At 74.5% G+C, this 24,754-nt stretch carries 25 protein-coding genes; 8 read left to right on the top strand and 17 right to left on the bottom strand.

Annotation, left to right across the window (positions count from 1 at the left end):
• The first annotated feature begins 51 nt into the window (after positions 1 to 51).
• Positions 52 to 1,008 (top strand): 4-hydroxy-3-methylbut-2-enyl diphosphate reductase, encoded by a 957-nt coding sequence (locus tag L3X23_RS20680; protein WP_237193779.1) that lies wholly within the window; start codon positions 52 to 54, stop codon positions 1,006 to 1,008.
• Here the strand turns inward: L3X23_RS20680 and L3X23_RS20675 are convergent.
• The 5 genes from L3X23_RS20675 to L3X23_RS20655 form a co-directional block, all read right to left on the bottom strand.
• On the bottom strand, positions 938 to 1,543 hold the full coding sequence (locus L3X23_RS20675; protein WP_237193778.1) for a DUF6542 domain-containing protein: 606 nt from the start codon (positions 1,541 to 1,543) through the stop codon (positions 938 to 940). The genes L3X23_RS20680 and L3X23_RS20675 overlap by 71 nt on opposite strands.
• Positions 1,540 to 3,084, bottom strand: coding sequence for a DNA recombination protein RmuC (gene rmuC, locus L3X23_RS20670; RefSeq protein WP_237193777.1), 1,545 nt, complete (start codon positions 3,082 to 3,084; stop codon positions 1,540 to 1,542). The genes L3X23_RS20675 and rmuC overlap by 4 nt, the downstream gene beginning before the upstream one ends.
• 64 nt (positions 3,085 to 3,148) lie before the next feature.
• Positions 3,149 to 3,634 (bottom strand): methylated-DNA--[protein]-cysteine S-methyltransferase, encoded by a 486-nt coding sequence (locus L3X23_RS20665; protein ID WP_237193776.1) that lies wholly within the window; start codon positions 3,632 to 3,634, stop codon positions 3,149 to 3,151.
• The gene (locus tag L3X23_RS20660; protein ID WP_237193774.1) at positions 3,631 to 5,115 is read right to left on the bottom strand and encodes an AlkA N-terminal domain-containing protein; all 1,485 of its coding nucleotides are present in this window, start codon (positions 5,113 to 5,115) and stop codon (positions 3,631 to 3,633) included. The genes L3X23_RS20665 and L3X23_RS20660 overlap by 4 nt, the downstream gene beginning before the upstream one ends.
• A 63-nt stretch (positions 5,116 to 5,178) precedes the next feature.
• Positions 5,179 to 5,688, bottom strand: coding sequence for a hypothetical protein (locus tag L3X23_RS20655; RefSeq protein WP_237193773.1), 510 nt, complete (start codon positions 5,686 to 5,688; stop codon positions 5,179 to 5,181).
• Between the two features lie 230 nt (positions 5,689 to 5,918).
• Between L3X23_RS20655 and L3X23_RS20650 the strand changes: the two genes are divergently transcribed.
• A complete protein-coding gene (locus L3X23_RS20650; RefSeq protein WP_176921319.1) occupies positions 5,919 to 6,530 on the top strand; it encodes a sigma-70 family RNA polymerase sigma factor in 612 nt (203 codons plus the stop codon).
• Positions 6,531 to 6,784: 254 nt separating this feature from the next.
• The gene (ychF, locus tag L3X23_RS20645; RefSeq protein WP_237193771.1) at positions 6,785 to 7,858 is read left to right on the top strand and encodes a redox-regulated ATPase YchF; all 1,074 of its coding nucleotides are present in this window, start codon (positions 6,785 to 6,787) and stop codon (positions 7,856 to 7,858) included.
• Between the two features lie 9 nt (positions 7,859 to 7,867).
• Here the strand turns inward: ychF and L3X23_RS20640 are convergent, their stop codons facing one another.
• The 11 genes from L3X23_RS20640 to L3X23_RS20590 all read right to left on the bottom strand — a co-directional run bounded on the left by L3X23_RS20640 (position 7,868) and on the right by L3X23_RS20590 (position 18,531).
• Complete coding sequence (locus L3X23_RS20640; protein WP_237193768.1) at positions 7,868 to 8,695, bottom strand: MarR family transcriptional regulator; 828 nt, start codon at positions 8,693 to 8,695, stop codon at positions 7,868 to 7,870.
• A gap of 78 nt (positions 8,696 to 8,773) precedes the next feature.
• On the bottom strand, positions 8,774 to 9,796 hold the full coding sequence (locus L3X23_RS20635) for an LLM class flavin-dependent oxidoreductase (protein WP_237198081.1): 1,023 nt from the start codon (positions 9,794 to 9,796) through the stop codon (positions 8,774 to 8,776).
• 38 nt (positions 9,797 to 9,834) lie between these two features.
• Positions 9,835 to 12,057: a UvrD-helicase domain-containing protein gene (locus L3X23_RS20630; protein ID WP_237193766.1), complete on the bottom strand. Its 2,223-nt coding sequence runs from the start codon at positions 12,055 to 12,057 to the stop codon at positions 9,835 to 9,837.
• Positions 12,058 to 12,159: 102 nt separating this feature from the next.
• The gene (locus tag L3X23_RS20625; RefSeq protein ID WP_237193764.1) at positions 12,160 to 12,636 is read right to left on the bottom strand and encodes a glyoxalase/bleomycin resistance/extradiol dioxygenase family protein; all 477 of its coding nucleotides are present in this window, start codon (positions 12,634 to 12,636) and stop codon (positions 12,160 to 12,162) included.
• Between the two features lie 39 nt (positions 12,637 to 12,675).
• Positions 12,676 to 13,476, bottom strand: coding sequence for an alpha/beta fold hydrolase (locus L3X23_RS20620; RefSeq protein ID WP_237193763.1), 801 nt, complete (start codon positions 13,474 to 13,476; stop codon positions 12,676 to 12,678).
• Between the two features lie 55 nt (positions 13,477 to 13,531).
• On the bottom strand, positions 13,532 to 14,596 hold the full coding sequence (locus L3X23_RS20615) for a 3-deoxy-7-phosphoheptulonate synthase (RefSeq protein WP_305080936.1): 1,065 nt from the start codon (positions 14,594 to 14,596) through the stop codon (positions 13,532 to 13,534).
• A gap of 159 nt (positions 14,597 to 14,755) precedes the next feature.
• Positions 14,756 to 15,241, bottom strand: a complete 486-nt coding sequence (locus tag L3X23_RS20610) for a TspO/MBR family protein (protein WP_237193762.1) — start codon at positions 15,239 to 15,241, stop codon at positions 14,756 to 14,758.
• A gap of 56 nt (positions 15,242 to 15,297) precedes the next feature.
• The gene (locus L3X23_RS20605) at positions 15,298 to 15,591 is read right to left on the bottom strand and encodes a 4a-hydroxytetrahydrobiopterin dehydratase (protein ID WP_237193761.1); all 294 of its coding nucleotides are present in this window, start codon (positions 15,589 to 15,591) and stop codon (positions 15,298 to 15,300) included.
• A gap of 11 nt (positions 15,592 to 15,602) precedes the next feature.
• Positions 15,603 to 16,451, bottom strand: a complete 849-nt coding sequence (locus L3X23_RS20600) for an ABC transporter permease (protein WP_237193760.1) — start codon at positions 16,449 to 16,451, stop codon at positions 15,603 to 15,605.
• Positions 16,448 to 17,515, bottom strand: coding sequence for an ABC transporter ATP-binding protein (locus L3X23_RS20595; protein ID WP_237193759.1), 1,068 nt, complete (start codon positions 17,513 to 17,515; stop codon positions 16,448 to 16,450). The genes L3X23_RS20600 and L3X23_RS20595 overlap by 4 nt, the downstream gene beginning before the upstream one ends.
• Entirely contained in the window at positions 17,512 to 18,531 is a 1,020-nt protein-coding gene (locus L3X23_RS20590) for an outer membrane lipoprotein carrier protein LolA (RefSeq protein WP_237193758.1), read from the bottom strand. The genes L3X23_RS20595 and L3X23_RS20590 overlap by 4 nt, the downstream gene beginning before the upstream one ends.
• A 75-nt stretch (positions 18,532 to 18,606) precedes the next feature.
• Here L3X23_RS20590 and L3X23_RS20585 point away from each other — a divergent pair, with 75 nt between their 5' ends.
• From L3X23_RS20585 to L3X23_RS20570, 4 genes are all read left to right on the top strand, one after another.
• The gene (locus L3X23_RS20585; protein ID WP_237193757.1) at positions 18,607 to 19,290 is read left to right on the top strand and encodes a response regulator transcription factor; all 684 of its coding nucleotides are present in this window, start codon (positions 18,607 to 18,609) and stop codon (positions 19,288 to 19,290) included.
• On the top strand, positions 19,287 to 20,606 hold the full coding sequence (locus tag L3X23_RS20580; RefSeq protein WP_237193756.1) for a HAMP domain-containing sensor histidine kinase: 1,320 nt from the start codon (positions 19,287 to 19,289) through the stop codon (positions 20,604 to 20,606). Before L3X23_RS20585 ends, L3X23_RS20580 begins: the two co-directional genes overlap by 4 nt.
• A gap of 70 nt (positions 20,607 to 20,676) precedes the next feature.
• Positions 20,677 to 21,531 carry an NUDIX domain-containing protein gene (locus tag L3X23_RS36245; protein ID WP_308116927.1) on the top strand — a complete coding sequence of 285 codons (855 nt, stop codon included), beginning with the start codon at positions 20,677 to 20,679 and terminating at the stop codon, positions 21,529 to 21,531.
• Positions 21,532 to 21,618: 87 nt separating this feature from the next.
• Positions 21,619 to 22,506 carry a hypothetical protein gene (locus L3X23_RS20570; RefSeq protein WP_237193754.1) on the top strand — a complete coding sequence of 296 codons (888 nt, stop codon included), beginning with the start codon at positions 21,619 to 21,621 and terminating at the stop codon, positions 22,504 to 22,506.
• Positions 22,507 to 22,575: 69 nt separating this feature from the next.
• On the opposite strand, the gene L3X23_RS20565 is transcribed toward L3X23_RS20570, so the two are convergent.
• Positions 22,576 to 22,725: a hypothetical protein gene (locus tag L3X23_RS20565; RefSeq protein ID WP_176921320.1), complete on the bottom strand. Its 150-nt coding sequence runs from the start codon at positions 22,723 to 22,725 to the stop codon at positions 22,576 to 22,578.
• A 136-nt stretch (positions 22,726 to 22,861) separates the two neighbouring features.
• On the opposite strand from L3X23_RS20565, the gene typA reads away from it, so the two are divergent.
• The gene (typA, locus tag L3X23_RS20560; protein ID WP_237198078.1) at positions 22,862 to 24,733 is read left to right on the top strand and encodes a translational GTPase TypA; all 1,872 of its coding nucleotides are present in this window, start codon (positions 22,862 to 22,864) and stop codon (positions 24,731 to 24,733) included.
• Positions 24,734 to 24,754: the final 21 nt, after the last annotated feature.

The raw sequence follows: 24,754 nt of genomic DNA, 5'->3' as shown, positions 1-24,754 counted from the left end.
CCCGCTCACGTCGGGCGGCCCGCACGGCGACGGGTCCGTACGCTGGGGCCCATGAGTGGTACCGGCAAGCGGGTCCTGGTCGCGAAGCCCCGAGGTTACTGCGCCGGGGTGGATCGGGCGGTCGAGGCGGTCGAGCAGGCGCTCGAGCAGCACGGCGCGCCCGTGTACGTCCGCAAGCAGATCGTGCACAACAAGCACGTCGTGGAGACGCTGAGCGAGCGCGGCGCGGTGTTCGTCGACGAGACCGACGAGGTGCCCGAGGGCGCGATCGTCGTGTTCTCCGCGCACGGGGTGTCCCCGGCGGTCCGGGACGAGGCCAAGGCCCGGTCCCTCACCACGATCGACGCGACCTGCCCCCTGGTCACCAAGGTCCACCAGGAGGCCAAGCGGTTCGCCCGCGAGGACTACGACATCCTGCTCGTCGGCCACGAGGGCCACGAGGAGGTCGAGGGGACCTCCGGCGAGGCCCCCACCCACATCCAGCTCGTCGAGTCCGCGGCGGACGTCGACAAGGTGACCGTGCGGGACCCGGAGAAGGTGGTCTGGCTCTCGCAGACCACGCTGTCGGTGGACGAGACCATGGAGACGGTCGGCGCGCTGCGCGAGAAGTTCCCGACGCTGCAGAACCCGCCGAGCGACGACATCTGCTACGCCACCCAGAACCGCCAGGTCGCGGTGAAGGCCATGGCCCCGCACTGCGATCTCGTGCTGGTGGTGGGTTCGCCGAACTCGTCGAACTCGGTGCGGCTGGTCGAGGTCGCGCTGAACGCGGGCGCCGGCGCGTCGTACCTGATCGACTACGCCCGCGAGATCGACGAGGCGTGGCTCGACGGCGTCGAGACCGTGGGGCTGACCAGCGGCGCCTCGGTGCCCGAGGTGCTGGTCCGCGGCGTGCTGGACTACCTGGCCGAGCGCGGCTGGGAGTCCGTCGAGGAGGTCACGACCGCCGAGGAGACCCTGACGTTCGCCCTCCCCCGCGAGCTGCGCCCGAGTCGCGTCGCTCGCTGACGGGTTCACTCCGCACACCCAGCCCGCCCAGGCGGGACAGGGCGTCCTCCGGGCCGGTGCGCTGCACGATGAGGCGCACCAGCCCGATCAGCAGGCTCAGCCCGGTCGCGACCGCCATCGTGGGGAACGCGTTGACCAGCGGCGCGCCGATCATCAGCACGGTCTCGGTGAGGCCGCCGCCCGAGCGCCCCACGAGCAGCACGACCACCGGGATCAGCACGGCCGCGAGCAGCGGCGGCTGGACCATCGGACCGAACAGGTTGCGGCGGCGCACCCAGGTGACGGCCAGGACGCAGCCGAGCACGTAGGCGATCGAGAACACCGCGCCCACCGTGCCGATCCGCAGCACGTCGATGAACACCCCGAGCCCGGTGAGGACCAGCGCGAGGGCGACCGCCGCCAGGGGCGGGATGCCCAGCACGGTGGCCAGCGCCGAGCGCTCCGCCACCGGCCAGCCGGTGGGCGCGGGGTCCGCCCCCCGGGCCGCGCCGCCCCGTGTCCCGGCGTCTCGTCTCCCGGTGCCGCGTGTCGTCACCCGGTCACGGTAGCCCGTCCCGCGTCCGGCCCGGACTCGTCGCGCCCCGTGTCGGGGCTCGTGTCACCCGGGACCAGCTCGTGCAGGGCGATCAGCGACTCGCCCGCCGAGGCGACGAGCTCGGGCGCCGACACCGCCCGGGGGACCCGCTCGACGGGCGCGGGCGCCTCCAGCTCCTCGTCGCTCACCCGCAGCTCGGTGAGCCGCCGCGCGGTGACCAGGACCCGGGCCTCCAGGGACGACACCGTGCGGTTGTAGCTCTCCACCGCCCCGTCGAGGCTGCGGCCGAGCTTCGCGACGTGCGTGCCCATCGTCGCCAGCCGCCCGTGCAGCTCGCGGCCCAGCTGGTGGACCTGCTGGGCGTTGCGCGCCAGGGCCTCCTGCCGCCAGCCGTAGGCGACGGTGCGCAGCAACGCGATCAGCGTGGTCGGGGTGGCGATCACGACGTTCTTCGCGAACGCGTGCTCGAGCAGCGCCGGGTCCGCCCGCAGCGCCGCCTCGAGGAACGGGTCGCCGGGGACGAACAGCACCACGAACTCGGGCGTCGGCTCGAACGACTGCCAGTAGGCCTTGCCGCTGAGCTGGTCCACGTGCGCGCGCAGCTGGCGGGCGTGCGCGGACAGCCGCTCGGTGTGCCGCGCCGGGTCCGCGGTCTCCACGGCCTCCAGGTACGCCGCGAACGGCACCTTCGCGTCGACGACGACCTGCTTGCCGCCCGCCAGGTGGACGATCATGTCCGGCCGCACGCCCTCCCCGACGGGGCCCGCGGAGACCTGGGTCTCGAAGTCGCAGTGCTCGACCATGCCGGCCAGCTGCACGATCCGTTCCAGCTGCAGCTCGCCCCAGCGGCCGCGGACCTGCGGCGCCCGCAGCGCGGTGACGAGCTGCTTCGTCTCGGTGCGCAGCCGCTCCGAGTCCTGCGCCATGGCCTTCACCTGCTCGACGAGCCCGGCGTAGGCCGACTCGCGCTCCTTCTCCACCGTGCGCAGCTGGCCCTCGACCCGCTGCAGGGCCGCGGCCATCGGGTCCAGGAGCTTGCCGATCGCGGTGCTGCGGGCCGCCTCGTCCTGCTCGGCCTTGGCGTGCAACGCCGCCGCGGCCTCCCGGATCCGCCCCTCCGCGAGGCTGACGAACTGCTCGTTGTTGCGGGACAACGCCTCCGCGGACAGCGCCCGGAAGCTCTCGCGCAGCTCCGCGTCCCGCGCCGCGAGCATGCGCTCCCGGTCCAGGGCGCCCTCGCGCTCGGTCTGCAGCGCGGCCCGGGTGGCCGCCACCTCCGACTCCGCGCGGCGCAGCCGCTCCGTGGCCGTCTGCAGCTCCTCGTGCAGGTCCTCGATGCGTTCCAGGAGCCCGGTCCGCTCCGCCTTGGCCGCCGCGGCCTCCGCCCGCGCCCCCGCGGACGCGGTGGTGGCCGCGCGGGCGGCCTCGGCCGCCGCCACCCGGTGCCGGGCGCCGAGCAGTAGCCAGGCCAGCCCCGCCCCGATCGCCAGCCCGAGGAGGAGCCCGGCGAGCAGGAGCGGCACGGCGTTCGCGAGTTCCACGCGTGCAACTCTGCACCCGACCCCCGACAATTCCCGGGCGCACTCCACAATCCCCTGGTCGGGGTCAGGACTCCCGGTCGAGCAGGGAGCGTTTGACGGGCAGGCCCCAGCGGAAGCCGCCCAGGGTGCCGTCGGTGCGCAGCACGCGGTGGCAGGGGACGAACAGGGCCGCGGCGTTGCGGGCGCAGGCGCTCGCCGCCGCACGCACCGCCGCCGGGCGACCCGCCTTCGCGGCGTACTCCGTGTAGGTCACCGGCGCACCCGCCGGGATGCCGCGCAGCACCTCCCAGGCGTGCTCCAGGAACGCGCCGGACCGTTGCCGCACGGGCACCGCGGCGACGGCGCCGAGCTCGCCCGCGTAGTACGCGGTGACCGCCTCGGCGGCGGCCCCCACGGCACCGGGTTCCACCGTGGACGGACGGATAGTGCTGTGCACCAACGGGACCAGGTCGTCGAGCGACGCGGTCCAGCCACTGGCCAGCACGGTGCCGTCGGTGGCGACGATCGTGAACGGGCCGTCGGGGGTGTCGAGGGTCTGGTACTCACTCATGCGTGCCTCCAGAGATGCTGGGCGGCGTAGGACCGCCAGGGGCGCCAGGCCAGGGTGTGGTCGGCGAGGGCGGCGGGATCGGCGGGGAGTCCGAGGGTCGCGGCGCCGCGCCGGACCGCGAGATCGGACACGAGGGGTTCGTCGGGGTCGCCGAGCAGCCGCATCGCGACGTACCCGGCCGTCCACGGCCCGACGCCGGGCAGCGCCTCCAGATCGGTGCGCAGCCCGGCCGGGTCGCGCCCGGCGTCGAGGACGAGCGAGCCGTCCGCGACGGCCGCGGCCAGCCCCCGGATGGCCGCCGCCCGTCGGGCGGGCCCGGGGATCTCCGCCTCGGCGAGGCTCGCGGCGGAGGGGAACAGCAGCGCGGAGGACGCGTCCGCCGCGCCGCCCACCTCGGTGTCGGTGAGGTCGAGCGGGACCGCCTCCCCGAGGCGGGCGACCAGGCGGGCCCCGGTCGTCCGCGCTGCACCGACCGAGACCTGTTGTCCCAGCAGGGCTTTCACGGCGATCTCCAGCCCGTCCGCCGCACCGGGCAGGCGGATCCCGGGCACGGCGGCGACCGCGGCGGCCAGCGCCGGGTCCTCGGCCAGCACCGTGTCGACGGCGACCGGGTCGGCGTCGAGGTCGAGCAGCCGCCGCAGCCGGGCGACGGCGGGGCCGAGGTCCCGCGGCTCGGCGAGCCGCAGATCGGCCCGGACGTGACCGGGGGCGTGGTCGCCCAGGTGCAGGGCCACGGTGCCCGGACCGTGGGGCAGGCGCAGGGTTCGCCGGTAGACACCGTCCACGACGGACTCGAGGCCGTCGAGGGCCCGACCCGCGAAGTGCGCCAGCAGCCCGGCGGCGTCGAACGGCTCACGGTGGGGCAGCCGCAGTGACAGCGTGCCCGCCACCGGGGTCGTGCCCCGTCGGGCGCTCTCCCGGCGCAGCACGCTCGGGGTCACGGCGTAGACCTCGCGCACGGTGTCGTTGAACTGCCGGACGCTGGCGAACCCCGCGGCGAAGGCGATGTCCGCCATGGCCATCGGCGTCGTCTCGATCAGCAGCCGCGCGGTGTGCGCGCGGTGCGCCCTGGCCAGTGCCAGGGGCCCCGCGCCGAGCTCGGCCGTGACGATCCGGGTCAGGTGCCGCTCGGAGTAGCCGAGCCGGGCGGCGAGCCCGGCCACGCCGGTCCGCTCGACGACGCCGTCCGCGATCAGCCGCATCGCGCGCGCCGCGAGGTCGGAGCGGCTGTTCCAGTCCGGTGAGCCGGGGACGGCGTCGGGCAGGCAGCGCCTGCAGGCGCGGTACCCGTTCTGTTGGGCGGCCGCCGCGGTGGTGAAGAACTCCACGTTGCGCAGCCGGGGGGTGGTGGCGGGGCACGAGGGCCGGCAGTAGATGCCGGTGGTCCGCACCGCCGTGATGAACACGCCGTCGAACCGGGCGTCGCGCGAGGCGACGGCGCGGTAACAGCGCTCGGTATCCAGTGGTCCGACCTCCAGCACGGCACCGACTCTGCCACGCCCCCGAGGGGGATTCTCGCGGGAATCGGACACGGCCGTGGCGGGCTACCGGGCCGGTCCGCCCCAGCCGCACAGCGCGTCGTCGAGCAGGTCCAGTCCGCAGGCGAGCCGGACCTGGTCGCGGACCGCACGGGGGAGCCGGACCTCCCGCACGCGAGGCACCTCCGCGACGGGTGCCGCCACGACGGGGGCCACCACCGGGGCGGCCTGGTGCACCGCGCGGGGGAGGGCCACGGTGCGCACCGGGGTCGGCGCCGGGGCGGAGGCCGGAGCGGAGACCGGAACAGCGGCCGCGCGGGTGGCCTCCAGCGCCGGCGCGACGGCGGCCGCGACGATCGCGGCACCGCCGACGGGCTCCGGGTTCACCGGGAGGTGCGGGCCGTCCATCGGCGGCCCGTCCTCGGGGTCCGGCGCGGGCGACCCGGCGTCGAACGTCGGGGTCGGGATCGGCGCTGCCGGGACCGAGGTCAATGACACCGCGGCGTACGACGTCGTGGAGAGGGCTCCCAGCACCGTCCCGGCCACCGCGATGCGCACCACCTGCTCGAACCCCATGTCGTCCCCCCCCCGTCCCGTGCTGCCGTACACGGGACCCATCGCTGACGGAGTAGGAGGCGTTAGCCCGTTCGTCGCAACAGCACCCGACGGAGTGGCGAACGGGGGTAGGGATAACCCCACTTCGGGGCATGGGGTGGCACGCGACGATCTCGGTGGTTCCCCGGATGTATCGCGGGCCCCCTGCGGAGCACTCTTCTCGGTGTCACGATCACACCGGAAGGATCGCCATGCTCTCCACGACCCGCACCGAGTCCGCGGCCGACCTGGGCCGGATCGACCGGCTGGGCCGCGCCGCCGCCACCGGTGACCGGGCCGCCTGCCAGGAGCTCATGGCGGCCCTGCACCCGCCGGTGCTGCGCTACTGCAGGTCCCGCCTCGCGACCGGCGCGGGGGACGCCACCTCCGCCGAGGACATGGCCCAGGACACGCTGATCGCGCTGCTCCGGGCGCTGCCGACCTTCGACCACGACGCCGGGCCGCTGCTCGCCTTCGCGTTCACCATCGCCCGGAACAAGATCATCGACACGGTGCGGCGCAGCCGCATCTCGCGGATCGACCTGACCGACACCGTCCCGGACGGGGTCGGTACGGACGACGCGCCGGACGAGCTGACGGTGCGCGCCGAGCAGGCCGCGATGGTCCAGCGGCTGCTGGGCAGGCTGCCCGAGCGGCACCGGGACGTCCTGCGGCTGCGGCTGATCGAGGGTCGCTCGGCCATCGAGACCGCCGCCCTGCTCGGCTCCACGCCGGGCTCGGTGCGGGTGACCCAGCACCGCGCGCTGGCCTCGCTGCGCCGCTACCTGGCCGATCGGCCGGTGCGGCAGCCGGCGATGGCCTGAGACCACGCCCGTCGCGCGGGCCGACTGGGGAGCCGGTCCGCGCGACGGGCGATGCCCCGACCGCCGTGGGGACGGCGCGGGGCGGCACGACCCGGCCCGTCTCTGGGGAGCGGCGGACCGGGCAGGGGGAGGACGCCGCGCCGGCTCCGGGACGAGGGGTCCGGAGCCGGCGGGGCCGTCCTCCCGCCGCGTCGGTCGCCGGGCCGAGGGGGACCCCGGTACCAGGCGCTGCACCCCGTCTACCCTGGTTGTCCGTGTCCCTCACCCTCGGCATCGTCGGGCTGCCCAACGTCGGCAAGTCGACCCTGTTCAACGCCCTGACGCGCAACGACGTGCTCGCGGCGAACTACCCGTTCGCCACCATCGAGCCGAACGTCGGGGTGGTGCCGCTGCCGGACTCCCGCCTCGACACGCTGGCCGAGATGTTCGCCTCCGCCAAGGTCGTGCCCGCCACGGTGTCCTTCGTCGACATCGCCGGGATCGTGAAGGGGGCCAGCGAGGGCGCCGGGCTGGGCAACAAGTTCCTCGCCAACATCCGCGAGTCGGACGCGATCTGCCAGGTCGTCCGGGTCTTCACCGACGACGACGTGGTGCACGTCGACGGCCGAGTGGACCCGGCGTCGGACATCGAGACCATCGCGACCGAGCTGATCCTCGCCGACCTGCAGACCCTGGAGAAGGCGGTGCCGCGCCTGACCAAGGAGGCGCGGATGCAGAAGGACCGCAAGGTCGTCCTCGAGGCCGCGGAGGCCGCCGTCGAGGTGCTGAACAGTGGGAAGACCCTGTTCGCCGCGAAGGTGGACGCCGAGCCGCTGCGCGAGCTGACCCTGCTCACCACCAAGCCCTTCCTCTACGTGTTCAACGCGGACGAGGGCGTGCTCACCGACGACGCCAGGCGCAAGGAGCTGACCGACCTGGTCGCCCCGGCCGAGGCGGTCTTCCTGGACGCGAAGGTCGAGTCCGAGCTGCTGGAGCTGGACGAGGAGTCCGCGCGCGAGCTGCTGGAGTCCATCGGCCAGCCCGAGCCCGGCCTCTACTCGCTGGCCCGCGCGGGCTTTCGCACCCTCGGCCTGCAGACCTACCTGACCGCGGGCCCCAAGGAGGCCCGGGCCTGGACGATCCACCAGGGCGACACCGCCCCCCAGGCCGCCGGTGTGATCCACTCGGACTTCGAGAAGGGCTTCATCAAGGCCGAGATCGTCTCCTTCGACGACCTCGTCGAAGCCGGCTCCATGGCTGCCGCCAAGGCCGCGGGCAAGGTGCGCATGGAGGGCAAGGACTACGTGATGCAGGACGGGGACGTGGTCGAGTTCCGCTTCAACGTCTAGGGAGCACCCTCACCGCGACCCCGCCGCCACCAGCGTCGCGGTGAGGGGTTCGAGGGTGCTGGTCAGCTCGGCGAGCTCGGTGGGGGACAGGGCGGCGTAGGGGGCGGCGGCGAGGGCGTCGGTGCGGTCCTCGATGCGCTGCTTGGTCGCCCGGCCCTCGTCGGTGAACCGGCCGTCGGCGTCGACGAGCCCACGCTCCCGCAGCCCGCTCATGATCTCGCGCAGTCGCCGCCGGGGCAGGTGGTGGATGCGCCCGAAGGACTCGGGCGGGTGGATGCCGAACTCGAGGGCGGACAGCACGTGCGCCTCCCCGCCGTCGACGCCCTCGGCGAGCAGGACGGCGTTGTGTCCGTCGCCCCGGTGTTCGCGCAGCATGGTGGCGGAGTGCCAGAGGCGGGCGACCGGGTCGCTCGGCACGGGCACGGTGCGCATGCCCGCGTACATCACGCGGCCGTGCGTCGGCGCGCTCGTGGCGGCCTTCGTGGTCAGGTCGGCGGCGCGCACCAGGCCGGGTGAGCAGGCGAGCTCCGCGCCGAGGATCCGCCGCACCGAGGCGGCGCTGCCCCGCTCGCGCGCGGCGAGCGACGCCTCGGGGGTCGCCGTCTCCCAGGCGCTGGGGATGTGTCGCGCGGCCTCGCCGTCACCGAAGTTGTAGAACGCGGCGTGCACGACCTCCGCCGGCACCCGGCCGAGCGGTGCGGCCCGACTGGCGAAGTACCCGTCCCAGTAGGTGCGGTGGCCGAGCGCGGCCAGCTCCGCGTTGCACTCGTCGGCGAAGAAGGTGACCAGGCAGATCGGCTCGAGGAGCTCGAACATGCGGCGCGCGGTGGAAGCCATGCCCCTCCGACCGCCCGCGCCGCCCGAACTCATCGCGGAACGGGGGAGGGCGAGGCGTGTGCCTCGCCCTCCCTCCGATCAGCGCCAGCCCAGCTCCGGGGCGACGTGCTTCAGGACGCTCTCGAGCACGTGGGCGTTGTAGTCGACGCCCAGCTGGTTCGGGACCGTCAGGAGCAGCGTGTCGGCCGCGGCGATGGCCTCGTCCTCGGCGAGCTCGGCGACGAGCTTGTCCGGCTCGCCCGCGTAGGTCTTGCCGAAGCGGGCGTTGCCGCCCTCGAGGTGGCCGACCTGGTCGGTGCTGTGCCGCTCCCGCCAGAACAGCTGCTTGTCCAGGTCGCTGACGATCGGGAAGATGCTGCGGCTCACCGACACCCGCGGCTCACGGGTGTGGCCCGCGGCCTTCCACGCGTCCCGGTAGCGCTGGATCTGCTCGGCCTGCAGCTGGTGGAAGGGCACCCCGGTGTCCTCGGTGAGCAGGGTGGAGCTCATCAGGTTCATGCCCTGCTGGGCCGTCCACTCCGCCGTCGCGCGGCTCCCGGCGCCCCACCAGATGCGGTCGCGCAGCCCGGGGGCGTACGGCTCGACGCGCAGCAGGCCGGGCGGGTTGGGGAACATCGGCCGCGGGTTGGGCCGGGCGAAACCCTCCCCGGAGAGCGCCTCCAGGAACTTCGCCGTGTGCTCGCGCGCCAGCTCCGCACCCGCCGGGTCCGAGGCGTAGGGCTCGTACCCGAAGTACCGGAACCCGTCGATGACCTGCTCGGGGCTGCCCCGGCTGATGCCGAGCTGCAGCCTGCCGCTCGAGATCAGGTCGGCCGCACCCGCGTCCTCAGCCATGTAGAGCGGGTTCTCGTAGCGCATGTCGATCACACCGGTGCCCAGCTCGATCCGGTTCGTGCGCGCGGCCGCGGCGCTGAGCAGCGGGAACGGCGACGCGAGCTGCTGCGCGAAGTGGTGCACGCGGTAGTAGGCGCCGTCCGCGCCCACCTCCTCGGCGGCCACGGCGAGCTCGATCGACTGGAGCAGGGAATCCTGGGCCGACCGCACCATGGAGTGCGGGGAGTCCGCCCAGTGCCCGAAGGACAGGAACCCGATGTTCTTCACAGTTGAACGAACAACCATCTGCGGTCTCCCATTCCCCGTCATCGCCGCACGTGGACGAGCCCCAGGCGCCGGGTGGCGCGGGTGAGCGAGACGTACAGGTCGGCGGGGTTGCGGCGGCGGATCTCCTCGGGGTCGACGATCACCACGGCGTCGAACTCCAGGCCCTTCGCCGAGACCGGGGTGTGGAGCTCGACGGGTGCCCCCTCCAGTCCGGTGGGGTCCGCGGCGATGACCGCGAGGGTCCCCTCGGTGAGCGCCGCGGCCTCCGCCTCGACCAGCGCCCGCACCTCGGCGGCGGGGACCGTGCGCTCCCACGGCTGCTCGCCCGTCGAGCGGACGGAGCGGGCGGGCTCCCGGTCCGGGGCGAACTCGGCCAGCACCTCGGCGGCGAGGTCCATGATCTCCGACGGCGTCCGGTAGTTCACGGTGAGCGTGCGGTAGGTCCACCGGTCGGCCAGGTGGGGGCCGAGCACGTCCGCCCAGGCGGCGGCCCCGGCGGGCGCGCTGCGCTGCGCGAGGTCCCCCACGGCGGTGAGGGAGCGCGACGGACAGCGCCGCAGGAGCACGTGCCAGTCCATGGCGGACAGCTCCTGGGCCTCGTCGACGACGAGGTGCCCGTACCGCCAGTCCCGGTCGCCCGCCGCGCGCTCGGCCACGCTCGCGAGGTGGTCCGGGACGTGCCGGGCGGCCAGGACGTCCGCGGTGACGAAGTCCGTGGGGCGCAGCTCGTCCGGGTCCTCGCCCGCGAGGTTCCGGTCGGCCGACTCGATGATCGCCAGCACCTCGGCGGCGTACGCGCTCTCCGGGTCCTCCGCGCGCCGGACGGGCACCGGGGGCTCGCCGAGCAGCTCCGCGAGCTCGTCGAGCAGCGGGGCGTCGGACACCGTCCACGGTGCGTGCGCGGGCCGACCCAGCACCGGCGACGCCCCGGCCGCGGCGAGGCGCGCGGCGGAGGCGAACAGGTCCCGCAGGACCTGCTCGGCGCCCAGCACCGGCCACAGCTGTTCGACGGCGGCGTGGAAGTCCGCGTTCGCTCGCAGCTCGTGGCGCAGGTCGGCCCGCAGCTCGGCGTCCAGCTCCGCCGCGCCCTCGGGCTCGACGTCCGGGATGCCCAGGTCACGGAGCATCTCGACGAGCTCGGGCGGGTCCTCGAGGGTCCGGTCGAGCCGCTGCAGCCCCTGGTCGACGAGCAGCCCGCCGAGCACGTCCCGGAAGGTGGCGCGGGCGGCGTTGTGCACCAGCCCGGTGCCGCGGGCCCGGCGGCGGGCCTCGGCGGCCAGCGCCCGGTCCACTGTGACGGTCACGTCCTCCAGCTCGATCTCCAGCGGGGACCCGGGCAGCTCCTGGCGGTCCTCGACGGCCCGTCGCAGCACGTCGATCATCGCGAGGTCGCCCTTGATCCGGGCGGTCTCGGGCTCGTCCAGCGCGGTCGCGACCACGCCGTGCGCGAGTCTGCCCGGCGTCGTGAACACGACGGCCGACTCGCCCAGCGCGGGCAGCACCCCGCCGACGTACCGCACGAACCCCGCGCTCGGGCCGACGACGAGCACGCCGCTGCGCGCCAGGCGTTCCCGGTGGCTGTAGAGCAGGTAGGCCGCCCGGTGCAGGGCGACGGCGGTCTTGCCCGTCCCCGGCCCGCCCTCGATCACGACGGTGCCGGACAGCGGGAGCCGGATGATGGCGTCCTGCTCCGCCTGGATGGTGGAGACGATGTCCCGCATGGTGGAGCTGCGCGGCGCCTTCAGCGCGGCGAGCAGTGCGGGATCCGACGCGTGGCCGGAATCCGCGCTCGCCGCGAACACGTCGTCGTGGAAGTCCAGAATCCGCTCCGCGGGGGCGGTCCCGGCGATCTGGAAATGGCGCCTGCGCACCACGCCGAGCGGTTCCGCCATGGTCGCGCAGTAGAAGGGCCGCGCGGCGGGCGCACGCCAGTCGAGCAGGGCGCTCTCCCCGTCCGCGGGGTCGGTGAGCCCGATCCGGCCGACGTAGGTGGTGGCCCCGTCGGTGCCGTCGAGCCGGCCGAAGCAGAGCCCGGAACGGGCGGCGGTCAACGCCCGGACCCGGTCCGACCAGCGGTGGACCGAGACGTCCCGCTCGTAGCGGGCACTGAGCTCGCCACCGGTCTCGGCGCCCAGGGAGCCGCGGGCCCGGGCCGAGGCCGCGGCGAGCTCGTCGTGCAGCAGGTGGTGCAGGTGGTGGAGTCGGGTCGTCTCGAGCTCGATCTCGGCCTCGACATCGGCCTTGACTTCGGGTCTGGTCACGTGCCCCCCGGGCGTGCTATCCTAATAACGGACGCTGACTTTGTGCTGCGCTGATCGCACCCATCAGGATAGCTTTTCCGCCCGTTCTCGGGCAATGTTTCCTCACTTTTTCGTGCCGAGAGCACGCATCGCCTTGTCCAGGGTCGTGAACACCTCGGACCCCCACTCGGGGTCCGGCCTGCCCGGCGCCGGGGCGTAGAGCCACCAGACCGTGCCCCACGGATCGAGCATCCGCCCCAGCGTCGTCTCGCCGTAGAAGTGCGTCGGCGGCGTCACCACCTCGGCGCCGCGGGCCTCGGCCCGGGCGAGCACCTCCGCCACGTCGCGCACCCAGACCTGCAGCAACGCCGGCCGCGCGGGCCACCCCTCGCGGCGGTCGGCCACCATCAGGTCCACGTCGCCCACGCGGGCCTCGGCGTGGATCAGCGATCCGTCCGGCATCGGGGTCCGGGCCTCCACGGTCTCGGACACCTCGAAGACGGAGGTCACGAACTCCAGGAAGCCCGCGGCGTCGTCCACGATCACGAAGGGGTTGAGCACCGCGCCTGCGCGCGGCACCTCGTCGGTCGGTAGCAGCATGGACCCAGGATGGCGGCCATTGCGGCCAGGTTCCGTCCGCTAGCGGGCGACCTCGGCCAGCCAGGTGCGGAGCTGGTCGGCCAGCGCGACCGGGGCGTCGAGCTGGACGAGGTGACCGGCCGCGGGGATCTCGATCAGCTCCGTGCCCAGCAGGTCGGCGAGTCGCCGCCCCGTCGCAAGCGGGATCCAGGTGTCCTCGGCGCCCCACAGCACCCGGACGGGCACGGTCACGGGCAGGCGCCGCTCGACGTCACTCAGGAACGACTCGTCGAACTCCGCGATCTGGCGGTAGAAGGCGGCCTGCCCCTCCTCGCCGAGCCACGGCTCCACCAGGGGATCCGGATCGGACAACCCGCGGTGGCTCGCGTTCGCCACGTACGCGCGCACGAGTGCCTCGTGGATGTACGGCGGAACCCGGGCGAGCACGTCGGGGTGCTCCTGGACCAGCCGGAAGAAGGGCGACCCCGCGGGCGGGACGGCGACGACGTCGACCAGCAGCAGCGAGGCGAAGTCCCGGCCCTCGACGAGATGGGTCCGCAGCGAGACGACCCCGCCGACGTCGTGCGCCACGACGTGCGGCCGGTCCAGCCCCCAGTGGTCGAGGAGCGCGGCGAAGGCCGCGGACTGGACCCCGAAGTCCACGGCGTGGCCCGGCTCTTTCGAGGACCGCCCGAAGCCCGGCATGTCCCAGCGGTGGACAGTGAAGTCCCTGCTCAGGGCCTCGGCGTACGGCTCCCAGAGGTGCGACGACCACGGGGTGCCGTGGCACAGGACGACCGGCGGCCCGCTGCCCGAGCGGCGCCACGCGATGCGCCTGCCCTCCCAGGCGAAGATCTCCACCCGTCCACCGTAGGCGGGCCGGGGCCCACCGCGCGCTGCGGCAGACCCCGACCGCTCAGCGGCGCCGGGTGCGGACGGCGGCGGCCAGGTCGTCGAGCAGGGTCTCGGTGGTCGCCCAGTCCATGCACTTGTCGGTGATGGACTTGCCGTAGGTCAGCTCGCCCGAGAGCGGCTGGTTGCCCGCCTCGAGGAAGCTCTCCATCATCAGGCCGGTCACGCCGGTGTCGCCGCCCTCGATCCGCACCGCGATCTCGCGGACGACCTCGGCCTGGCGGACGTGGTCCTTGCCGGAGTTGCCGTGGCTGGCGTCGACGACCACCCGCTGGGGCAGGCCCGCCCGGGCGAGCAGGTCGCGGGTCGCGGCGACGTCGGCCGCGGTGTGGTTCGGGCCGGCCGAGCCGCCGCGCAGGATCACGTGGGCGTCCGGGTTGCCGGTGGTGCGCACGAGCGCGGCCAGGCCGTCCGCGTTGATCCCCATGAACACGTGCGGCGCGGCGGCGGCGCCGATGCCGTCGACGGCGACCTGGACGTCCCCGTCCGTGCCGTTCTTGATCCCGACCGGCATGGACAGCGCGCTGACCAGCTGGCGGTGGACCTGCGAGGCGGCCGTCCGGGCACCGATGGACCCCCAGGTCACGATGTCGGAGAGGAACTGCGGGGTGATCGGGTCGAGGAACTCGCACCCCACGGGCAGGCCCAGGGCAGTGATGTCGAGCAGCAGCCTGCGCGCGGTGCGCAGGCCGCGGTTGACGTCGAAGGTCTCGTCGAGCCCGGGGTCGTTGATCAGGCCCTTCCAGCCGACGGTCGACCGCGGCTTCTCGAAGTACGTCCGCATGACCACGCACAGGTCCCCGGAGAGCCGCTCCGCCCGTGCCGCCAGCCGCTGCGCGTAGTCGAGCGCCGCCTCGGGATCGTGGATCGAGCAGGGGCCGACGACCACGAGCAGGCGGTCGTCTCGGCCGTCGAGGATGTCGACGACGTCCGCCCGGCCGCGGGTGACGACGCTCGCGGCCCGGTCGTCCACGGGCAGCTCGTCCCGCAGCAGGGCGGGGGACAGCAGCGGGCTCATCCGGACGGTGCGGTGGGCGTCCAGGGTGGCGCGCGTATCGAGGGGTGACATCTCAGGGGGTCCTTTCACGGACCGACCCTGGCGAGCCGGCCCGAACGGGTTTCCGGCTCTCGCGGGGATGGTGTGGTCAGCGCAGCATGGTGCGTGCCGACCCATCCCGGGCCGGCTCGCTAAACCAGTATCGGCGCGCCACGAGGATCACCCTACACGTCAGTTGAGCGTCCAGATGGCCAGATTCAGGGCGGACGCGAACGTCACCCAGGCCAGGTAGGGCGCGAGCAGCCAGGCGGCGGGCCTGCTGTGCCGCGCGAACAGCACCATCGTCGCCACGATCGACAGCCAGAGCAGGACGATCTCGGCGAACGCGAGCCCGAACCGGCCCGCGCCGAAGAACAGCGGCGTCCAGGCCATGTTCAGCAGCAGTTGCACGCCGTACACGACGTGGGCGGGCGCGGTCAGCCCGCTGCGCCGCCACACCAGCCAGCCGGAGACGGCGATCAGCAGGTAGAGCACCGTCCACACCGGACCGAACAGCCACGACGGAGGCGCCCACGAGGGCTGGACGAACCCGGCGTACTGCTCGGCGGCAGAGGCGGACGCGAGCCCGCCGACGACGGCGACGATCGCGACGGCGACGAGGAAGCCCAGCAGCGCGAGCGCCGCGGGCGGGCGGGTGCGGGAGGAGTGCACGGTCATGCCGAATAGTCTCGACGATCGAGATAATTTCCGCGCGCCGAACCTCCCGCTGCTCGCTAGCGGGCCTCCGCCAGGCGCGAGTCGATCTTCTTCGCCAGGGCGGTGTCCTTGCCGGTGAGGCCGCCCTCGCTGTGGGTACTGAGGCGGAAGGTGAGGGTGCGCCACCGGATGTCGATGTCCGGGTGGTGGTCCCGGTCCTCGGCGTCCTCCGCCACCCGGTCCACGACGGCGATCGCGGCGCGGAAGCTCGGGAGCTCGGCGGTGCGGACGATCGCGTCCCCGTCCCGCTCCCATCCGTCCAGATCGGCGAGGGCGGCGGTGATCTCGGCGTCGCTCAGCAGTGCGGCCATGGCGCCGGACCCTAGGCGTCCCGGCGCTGCATCCGCCAGACGGTGATGCCCAGGCCGATCGCGGCGTAGCACAGGGCGCGCACGGTGGACGAGCCCATCGCGTCCAGCGCGACCGGATCGCGCAGGGCGTCCGTGGCCGCCGTCCACCCACTGGTCAACAGCCACGGCTGCAGCCAGTCCAGCGCCGGGATCGCGGACAGCACCCCGAACGCGATCAGCCCGCCCAACACGCTCGCCAGCACGACGAGCGGGTGCTCCGTCAGCGACGACACCGCGAGCGCCACCGCCCCGACCGCGGCGAGCTGCCCGACCACCCACACCGCCACGAGCCCGACCCGCGCGACGCCCGCGCCGAACCCGAGCGTGGTGCCGGACAACGTGACCATCTGCCCGTCGGCGCTGCCGACCACGACCATCCCCGCCAGCACCCCGACGACGGCGATCACCAGCACCGCCGCGGCCGCCACCACGAGCACCCCGAACGCCTTCACCCCGACCAGCCGCACCCTGCTCACCGGCGCGAGCAGCAACCCGCGCAGCGTGCCGTGCGCGGCCTCGCCCGCCAGCGCGTCCGCCGCGGCCATCGCGGTGGCCAGCGGCAGCAGCAGGGCCAGTGCGAGGGTCAACGCGGCGATCGGCAGCACCAGCCCGTTGCCCGCGACGGCGCCGATGAGCCCCGGCCCGTTGCGGTCCGCGACCACCACCCCCACCGCGACCAGCACCGGGATCAGCGCGAACAGCCCCAGCGTGATCAGGGTGCGGGGGCGCCGGAACACCCACCGCACCTCGGCGGCCAGCAGCCGACCCAGCGGAGCGGCCGTGCGCTCCGGCCCGACGGCGGTCTCGGCCAGGGCGGTCACCGCCGCACCCCCTTCTCAGAACCGATGGTCGCCGAACCGATGTTCTCGCCGTCGCCCTCGGTGCCGATGCTCGGGACTCCGCTGTCGCCCTCGGTGCCGATGCTCGGGACTCCGCTGTCGCCCTCGGTCAGCTGCGCGAACAGCTCCTCCAGGCGCGGCCTGCGCCGATGCACCTCGTGCACCGCGACCCCCGCCCGCACCAGCAGCGCGACGATCTCGGGTGCCTCCGGTCCGTCCGTCACGACGATCCCCGGCCCGCCCGGCGCGGCGACCGCACCCACACCGTCGAGCGTGGACAGCGCCAGCCCGACGTCCGGGGTGGTCACCTCGAGCCCGCCGATGCCGGAGTCCAGCAGCCCGGACAACGCACCCGCGGCGAGCAGCGACCCGGACCGCAGCACCGCGACGTGCGTGCAGGTGGCCTCGACCTCGGCCAGCAGGTGGGACGAGACGATCACCGTGGAGCCCGACTCGTGGAGCTCACCGATGATCGTCCGGACGTCCCGGGTGCCCGCCGGGTCCAGGCCGTTGGTCGGCTCGTCGAGCACGACGAGCTTGCGCGGCACCAGCAGCGCCCCGGCCAGCCCGAGCCGCTGCTTCATGCCGAGGGAGTAGCCGCGGAACCGGCGGTCGGCGGCGTGGCCGAGCCCGACCCGCTCCAACGCGGTGTCGACGGCGCCGGGGATCGCCCCGGACGTCAGCAGTGGTTCGGCGGCGGCGGCGCGGCGCAGGTTCTCCCGGCCGGAGAGGAACGGGTGGAAGCCCGGCCCCTCGACCAGGGCGCCGACGTGCGGGAGGGCGCGCGTCTGCTCGGTCTCGCCGAGCAGCTCGGCCGATCCCGCGGTGGGGCGGGTGAGCCCGAGTAGCATCCTGATCAGGGTCGTCTTGCCGGAACCGTTGGGGCCCAACATCCCCAGGACCGCGCCCGTCGGGACCTCGAGGTCGATCCCGTCCACGGCGACGGTCCGGCCGTAGACCTTGCGCAGGCCCACCGCCCGGGCGGCGGGGGCTGGACCGGATCCCGAGGTCACCCGCGCAGCCTCCCGCACGTCCACGGCGGTCATCTCGCCAGGGCCTCCGTCAGGACCTGCTCCGGCACGGCGCCCGCGGCGATCCGCCCGTCGTCGGTGACGATCGCGCTCGCCACCGCGGTGCTGATCAGCCGACCGCTGCCCCAGGGACCCGAGACCGGGGTCCCGAGCTGGGACAGGTCGGGGGCGCCCTCGGGGCGTTGCTGCGAGCGGTCACCCTGCGGCGCCCGGGCCACGACCACCGTGTCCCAGCCGTCCCCGACGACCGTGGGCTGGACCCCCTCCGGACGCTGCGGCTTCTCGCCGGTGCCCTCGGGCGCGTCGGTCACCGTGGTGCCGGGCGGCGGGGTGAAGGTGAACAGGGCCGGGTCCTGCGGGCCGAAGGTCAGGTCGGTGAAGCCGACCTCGAACGCCGGGTCCGGGGAGCCGTTGGCCAGCACGGTGAGCCGCAACGGCACCCGCTTCTCCGCGTCGACGGCGATCCGGACCTCGCGCAGCAGGGTGCGCTCGGTGGGGTTCGGGGTGAGGACCAGCTCGTAGGCGGGTCGGCCCGCGACCTCCGCGGTGCCGTCGACGCTGACCGTGCTGGTCCGGCGCAGCTGCGCGATCGCGTCCGTGGCCGAGCGCGTCGGGTCGGCGGGCTGGACCTCGTGCGCCGTCACGGGCTTGCGGACGGCGGTGCGGTCCTCGGAGTCGTAGGCCCAGGCCGTCGTGCCGTCGGAGACGAGGGTCCGCTCGCCCTGCGCCGAGGGCAGCGAGACCCGGCCCCGGCCCGTGCCGTCCGACCAGATCCGGACGTCCGAGGTGCCGTTCGCGAGCTGCGCCGGGGCGCCGGGGATCGCCGGGAGACCGAGCGCGTTGTCCACCTCGACCGTCCCGCCGAACGGCCCCGGCGAGGTCTGCCCGACGGAGGCGACCAGCTCCTCCGCGGACACCGGCGGGAGCTCGGGCTGCGCGCCCGCGCCCGCCGGGATCGCCACCAGACCCAGGCCGACGACGCCGGCGACGGCCACCCCCGACCCGATCCGGGCCCACAGCTTGGTTCGCATGGGACACAGCCTGACGTATCGGACCTGAGAGCGGCTCAGCCGAACGCCGCGGTCCGCGCGGTAGCTTCTGCGGTGATGGCCAGGGTGCTGGTGGTGGACGACGAGCCCGGGGTGCGCACGGCGCTGACCCGCGGGCTCACCGCCGAGGGCATGGAGATCGTCGCGGTCGGGGACGGGGACTCCGCCCTGCGCGCCGCCCTGACCGGCGGGTTCGACGCCGTGGTGCTGGACATCATCATCCCCGGGCTGTCCGGGTACCGGGTCCTGGAACACATGCGCGCCGCGGGCGTCGACACCCCCGTGCTGCTGGTGTCGGCCAAGGACGGCGAGGTCGACCAGGCGGACGGGCTGGACCTCGGCGCCGACGGGTACCTGATCAAGCCGTTCTCGTTCGTTGTCCTCGTCGCGCAGCTGAAGGCGATGCTGCGCAGGCGGGACGCCACGCTCGGCCGGACCGCGCAGCGGGTGCGGCTGGGCGGGCTCGTCGTGGACCCGGCCTCGCGGTCGGTGACCTGGGAGGACGCGCCGGTCGAGCTGTCCCCGCGGGAGTTCGAGCTGCTGCACGCGCTCGCCTCGCGGCCGGACACGGCGGTGGCCAAGGACGAGCTGCTGCGGCTGGTGTGGGGGGACGAGCAGGCCGCGAGCCGGAACGTCGTCGAGGTGTACGTGGGGTACCTGCGCCGCAAGCTCGACGCGGTCGGTGCCGGGCACGTGCTGCGGACCGTCCGCGGGGCCGGGTACCTCGTCGGGTCGGGATGACGAGACGAGCCCGGGCCTGGTGGCGGCGGCGCACGCTGCGGACCCGGATCACGGTGGTGGTCGGCGGGGTGGCGGTGGTCGCGCTCGTCCTGTTCGCGCGGCTCGGGGTCACCCTGCTGTACTCCACGCTGCTCGGCGCGGCGGACAACGAGCTGAACCACCAGGCCGGGGCCGTCGTCTCCCGGCTGGAGGGCGGGGCGGCGGTCACCGACCCGACCGTGCTGCCGACGATCCGGATCACCGACACGGCGGGCACCCCGGTCGACGGGCGCGGGCCGCTGCCCATGTCGCCGAAGGAGGTCCGCACGCTGGCGGCGGGCGAGGCCGCGAACGTCGTGGCCGGCGGCGCCGCCGCGCGCTGGATCGCCGAACCCGCCGTGCTGCCGGACGGCACCACCCGGCTCGTGCTGGCCTCCGGGGACCTGGTCGGTGGGGCGACCCTGCTGGCGCGCGCCGCCGTCGGGTTCCTGGTGGCGGCGCTGGTCGTCGCGGTGGTGGTGGCGCTCGCAGCCTGGTCGGCGACGCGTGCGGCGTTGCGCCCGGTCGACCGGATGCGGGCCGCGGCCGCCGCCCTCCCGCCCGGGCGCAGGTTGCCGCTGCCGGTCGCCCACGACGAGCTGCGGGCGCTGGCCGAGGAGCTGAACTCGCTGCTCGCCCGCCGGGACGACGCCGTCGCCCGGCTGGAGCGCTTCACCGGGGACGCCGCCCACGAGCTGCGGTCCCCGGTCGCGGCGATCCGCGCGCAGGCCGAGGTGGCGGTCGCGCACCCGGATCCCGCCCTGGCGGACGAGACGCTGCGCGAGGTGGCCCTCGAGGCCCAGCGCCTGTCCGGGTTGCTGTCCGATCTCATGGCCTTGGCGCGTGCGGACGCGGGCCGACGCGCGGACCCCGGGCCGGTCGACGTCGTCGCGCAGGCCCGCGCGGCGCTCGACCGGGTGACGACCGGCCCGGCGCCCGAGCTGCTCGGGCCGGAGTCCGCGCTGGTCGTGGCCACGTCGGCCGAGGTCGGGCTGGTCCTGGACAACCTGCTCGGCAACGCCTCGCGCTACGCGCGGACCCGGGTCCGGATCGAGGTCCTCCCCGCGGGCCGCTGGACCCGACTCGTCGTGTCCGACGACGGACCCGGCATCCCCGCGGCGGACCGCCTCCGGGTCTTCGACCGCTTCACCCGGCTCTCCCAGGAGGCGAGCGGCGGCCACGCGGGCCTGGGCCTGGCCCTGGTGCAGGCGCTGGTGCGCGGCCGGGGCGGGGAGGTGACGGCGGGCGAGTCCGCCTGGGGCGGCGCCCGCCTCGAAGCCCGCTGGCCCGCACCCTGACCCCGCACCCCGACCCCGCACCCCGACCGTGAGTGAGTCGACGTGGCGCCGGGTTTGGCACGATCACCCGGTGCCGGTGCTCACCCGCTCGACGCTCGTCGCCGCTCCCCGCAGGCTCGTCGCCGGGGTGGTGCGTGACTGCGCCGCCGCCGCCGAGTCGCTGACCCTCGCCGGGCACCGGTTCTCCTCGTCGGTCCGGCTGCTGATCGCGGGGGACGAGGTGGTGCTCGACGCCGCGCTCCTGCCCGGGGTCCGGCTCCGGTACGTCTCGCGCATCCGCTCGGTGGGCCCGGAGGGGATGACGTCCGAGGCGGTGCGCGGCCTGGCGACCTCCCTGGTCCACACGACGACCCTGCACGACACGGGGACCGGCACCACCCTGCACGACGAGATCGCGTGGCGCTCGCCGTTCGGCCCGGCGGGCCGGCTCGCCGACGCGCTGCTGGTCCGCAGGCTGATCGACCGGATGCTCGACGCGCGCGCGGTCGTCTACCGCCGCCGCGCCGAGGAGCTCGCGGCCGGGCCGGTCGTCGTCGGGGCGGCGATCGTGCGGGACGGCACGGTCCTCGCCGCGCAGCGGGCCCACCCGCCGGAGCTGGCGGGCCGGTGGGAGCTGCCGGGCGGGTCCGTCGAGCCGGGGGAGACCGAGCCCGCCGCGCTGGCCCGGGAGTGTCGCGAGGAGCTCGGGGCGGACGTGCGGGTGGGGGAGCGGGTCGGAACGGACCTGCCGATCACCGTGCGGGGCCGGGACCGGACGCTGCGCATCCACGCGGCGACGCTCGCCGCCGGTGAGCCGCAGGCGCTCGAGCACCGGGCGGTCCGCTGGCTGGCCCCGGCGGAGCTGCCCACGGTCGCCTGGGTCGAGGCCGACCGGGCCCTGGTCCCCGACCTCCGCGCGCTCGTCGCCGGTGACCGCCCGGGGTGACCGGAACCGCCGGCCCCGGGGACATGATCATGGCCCGGGCGGAACCGCGGCGGCCCGGGCTCCGTCTCAGTACGTATGACGACGGCGATGCGCGGGACGGACCGGGCGGCTGAAGCGGCTGCGGCGGCTGAGGAGCTGCTGCGGCGGCAGGCGGGGGTGATCACGCGAGGGCAGGCGCTCGCGTGCGGGATCACGCGGGGGACGGTGGACCGGCGGCTGGCCACGCGGCGGTGGGTGCCGGTGCATCCCCAGGTGTACCGGGACGCGCAGCACCCGCCGAGCGAGGCGGCCCGGATGTGGGCCGCGGTGTCCTGGGCGGGTGAGGAGGCGGTGCTGAGTGGGCTCGCGGCCGCCTGGTGGCACGGGTTGGCGCCACCGCCCGCCACGGTGGCGGTCACGGTGCCCCGCAGGCGGCCGGTGCGCGGCCGGGAGGACCTCACCGTCCGCCGCCGGGACGTGCACCCGGCCGACCGCGTCCGCCTGCGCGGGCTGGCGGTGACGGCGCCGGCGCTGTCGGTGCTGGAGGCGGCGGTCGAGCTCGGGCCCGCGGGCGGGCCGTTCCTCGATCGGACGCTGCGCGCCGGTGCGGACTTCGGGGCGCTCGCGGCCGCGGCCGCGCGGAGTCTGGGAGGCCGCGACGCGGTCGGTGGCCAGGCGCTGCTGCTCGGGGCGGCGGACCGCGCCGTCGCCGCCGCCCGGGGGCGGCTGGTCGCCCACCTGCGCGCTGCGCGGATCGAGGGGTGGCGGCGGGACCATCCGGCGGCCGGGCTCGTGGTCGGGGTGGCGTTCCCGCAGCTCAGGACGGCGCTGGTGGTGGCGGACCCGGCCGTGGCGCTGGACGAGGAGCGGCGGGTGCGCGAGGCCTGGCGAGACGGCGTGCTCGCCCGCGAGGGGTGGCGCGTGGTGCGCTACGGCGTGGCCGATCCGGCCGAGGAGGTGGTCGCGGTGGTCGCCGGGAGCCGGACCGCGAGCTGATCAGCGGCGTGGATCACCCTGTGACCTTCGTCATCGATCCAGAAGGGCCCGGCGGGCGGGCTCCGGTCCTCAGTAGACGCGGGCGATCTTCAGTGCCTTCTGGAAGTCCTTGCCGCTCAGGTCATCCGCGCCCGCCTTCTTGAGGCGCAGGTGCACCACCGGGCAGCTCTTGCACCGCTTCGGCTTCGAGCGACAGCACTTCTTCTTCACCTTGGGCATGGTGAGGCGAGCCTATGCTGGCCGCGGGCGAAGGTCCAGGGATCACTGCCAGTACCGTAGAAACGTGACCTCTGCTGTTTCCGCTCCCGCCGGCTCGACCTCCACAGGATCGAGTGCAGGCGGCTCCACCCGCGCCCTGCGCAACGTCGCGATCGTCGCGCACGTCGACCACGGCAAGACGACCCTGGTCGACGCGATGCTGCGCGCGTCCGGCGCCTTCGGCGAGCGCGCGGAGCCGGTGGACCGGGTCATGGACTCCGGTGACCTCGAGCGCGAGAAGGGCATCACCATCCTCGCCAAGAACACCACGGTGAACTGGCAGGGCGTGACGATCAACGTGATCGACACCCCCGGCCACGCCGACTTCGGTGGCGAGGTGGAGCGCGGGCTGTCGATGGTCGACGGCGTGGTGCTGCTGGTCGACGCGTCCGAGGGGCCGCTCCCGCAGACCCGCTTCGTGCTGCGCAAGACGCTCTCCGCGGGCCTGCCCGTGATGCTGGTCGTCAACAAGACCGACCGTGCGGACGCCCGCATCGAGGAGGTCGTCGACGAGTCGCTGGAGCTGCTGCTCGAGCTGGCGGACGAGCTGGGCCTCGACGAGGACCAGACCGCGCACCTGCTGGACCTGCCGGTCGTCTACGCCTCCGGCCGCGCGGGCCGCGCCAGCCGCAACCGCCCCGGGGACGGCGAGCTGCCGGACTCCGAGGACCTCCAGCCGCTGTTCGACGTGCTCTTCGACGTCGTGCCGGCGCCGAAGGACGACCCGACGGCGCCGCTGCAGGCCCACGTCACCAACCTCGACGCGACCTCCTTCCTCGGCCGCATCGCGCTCTGCCGCGTCCGCGCGGGCGTGCTCAAGCGCGGGCAGCAGGTCGGCTGGTGCCAGGCGGACGGGACCGTCACCCGGGTCAAGATCACCGAGCTGCTGCGCACCGAGGGCCTCACCCGGGTGCAGGCCGACGAGGCCGTCGCGGGCGACATCGCGGCCGTGGCGGGCATTCCGGAGGTCATGATCGGGGACACGCTCGCGGACCCGGAGAACCCGGTCCCGCTCGAGCGCATCCACGTCGACGAGCCCGCCATCTCGATGACCATCGGCATCAACACGTCCCCGCTGGTGGGCCGCGACCCGAAGCCGGGCCAGAAGCTGACGGCCCGCCAGGTCAAGAGCAGGCTCGAGTCCGAGCTGGTCGGCAACGTGTCCCTGCGCGTGCTGCCCACCGAGCGCCCGGACACCTGGGAGGTCCAGGGCCGCGGCGAGCTCGCCCTGGCGATCCTGGTCGAGACCATGCGCCGGGAGGGCTTCGAGCTGACCGTCGGCAAGCCCGAGGTCGTCACGAAGACGATCGACGGCAAGCTGCACGAGCCGTTCGAGAACCTGTCGATCGACGTCCCCACGGACTCGCTCGGCGCCGTCACCCAGCTGCTCGCCGGTCGCAAGGGCGAGATGATCCAGATGGTGCACGGCGAGAACCGGGTCCGGCTGGACTTCCGGGTCCCCTCGCGCGGCCTGATCGGCTTCCGCACCGAGTTCCTGACTGTCACCCGCGGCGCGGGCATCGCCAGCCACGTGTTCGACGGCTACGGCCCCTGGGTCGGGGAGATCTCCTCGCGCCTGCGCGGCTCGCTCATCGCGGACCGCTCCGGCCCCGTCACCGGGTACGCGGTGGACGCGCTGAGCGACCGCGGCGTGCTGTTCGTCGGCCCGGGCACCCAGGTCTACGAGGGCATGGTCATCGGCGAGTACACCCGCAACGAGGACCTCGAGGTCAACATCGTGCGGGAGAAGAAGCTCACCAACATGCGCAAGTCGACCGGTGACGAGCTGATCAAGCTCACCCCGCCGACGATCCTCACGCTCGAGCAGAGCCTGGAGTTCTGCGCGAACGACGAGTGCGTCGAGGTCACCCCGGAGAACGTCCGGATCCGCAAGACGGAGCTGGACAGCCACCTGCGCAACCGGGCCCGGGCCCGGGCGAAGGCGGCCGCGGCGGGCGTCACCCGCTGACCCGGCGCCGGCCCTGGGCCG

Origin of the sequence: Pseudonocardia sp. WMMC193 (assembly GCF_021728735.1) — a bacterium.
Classification (GTDB): domain Bacteria; phylum Actinomycetota; class Actinomycetes; order Mycobacteriales; family Pseudonocardiaceae; genus Pseudonocardia; species Pseudonocardia oroxyli.
The sequence above is the reverse complement of the archived record's forward strand: the minus strand, read 5'-3'. Positions and strand labels throughout refer to the sequence as shown.

Coding starts and splice junctions, on each gene's coding strand:
- L3X23_RS20680 (WP_237193779.1), top strand. CDS start 52: ATGAGTGGTACCGGCAAGCGGGTCCTGGTCGCGAAGCCCCGAGGTTAC.
- L3X23_RS20665 (WP_237193776.1), bottom strand. CDS start 3,634: ATGAGTGAGTACCAGACCCTCGACACCCCCGACGGCCCGTTCACGATC.
- L3X23_RS20655 (WP_237193773.1), bottom strand. CDS start 5,688: ATGGGGTTCGAGCAGGTGGTGCGCATCGCGGTGGCCGGGACGGTGCTG.
- L3X23_RS20650 (WP_176921319.1), top strand. CDS start 5,919: ATGCTCTCCACGACCCGCACCGAGTCCGCGGCCGACCTGGGCCGGATC.
- L3X23_RS20640 (WP_237193768.1), bottom strand. CDS start 8,695: ATGGCTTCCACCGCGCGCCGCATGTTCGAGCTCCTCGAGCCGATCTGC.
- L3X23_RS20625 (WP_237193764.1), bottom strand. CDS start 12,636: ATGCTGCTACCGACCGACGAGGTGCCGCGCGCAGGCGCGGTGCTCAAC.
- L3X23_RS20615 (WP_305080936.1), bottom strand. CDS start 14,596: ATGTCACCCCTCGATACGCGCGCCACCCTGGACGCCCACCGCACCGTC.
- L3X23_RS20610 (WP_237193762.1), bottom strand. CDS start 15,241: ATGACCGTGCACTCCTCCCGCACCCGCCCGCCCGCGGCGCTCGCGCTG.
- L3X23_RS20605 (WP_237193761.1), bottom strand. CDS start 15,591: ATGGCCGCACTGCTGAGCGACGCCGAGATCACCGCCGCCCTCGCCGAT.
- L3X23_RS20595 (WP_237193759.1), bottom strand. CDS start 17,515: ATGACCGCCGTGGACGTGCGGGAGGCTGCGCGGGTGACCTCGGGATCC.
- L3X23_RS20590 (WP_237193758.1), bottom strand. CDS start 18,531: ATGCGAACCAAGCTGTGGGCCCGGATCGGGTCGGGGGTGGCCGTCGCC.
- L3X23_RS20585 (WP_237193757.1), top strand. CDS start 18,607: ATGGCCAGGGTGCTGGTGGTGGACGACGAGCCCGGGGTGCGCACGGCG.
- L3X23_RS20580 (WP_237193756.1), top strand. CDS start 19,287: ATGACGAGACGAGCCCGGGCCTGGTGGCGGCGGCGCACGCTGCGGACC.
- L3X23_RS20570 (WP_237193754.1), top strand. CDS start 21,619: ATGCGCGGGACGGACCGGGCGGCTGAAGCGGCTGCGGCGGCTGAGGAG.
- L3X23_RS20565 (WP_176921320.1), bottom strand. CDS start 22,725: ATGCCCAAGGTGAAGAAGAAGTGCTGTCGCTCGAAGCCGAAGCGGTGC.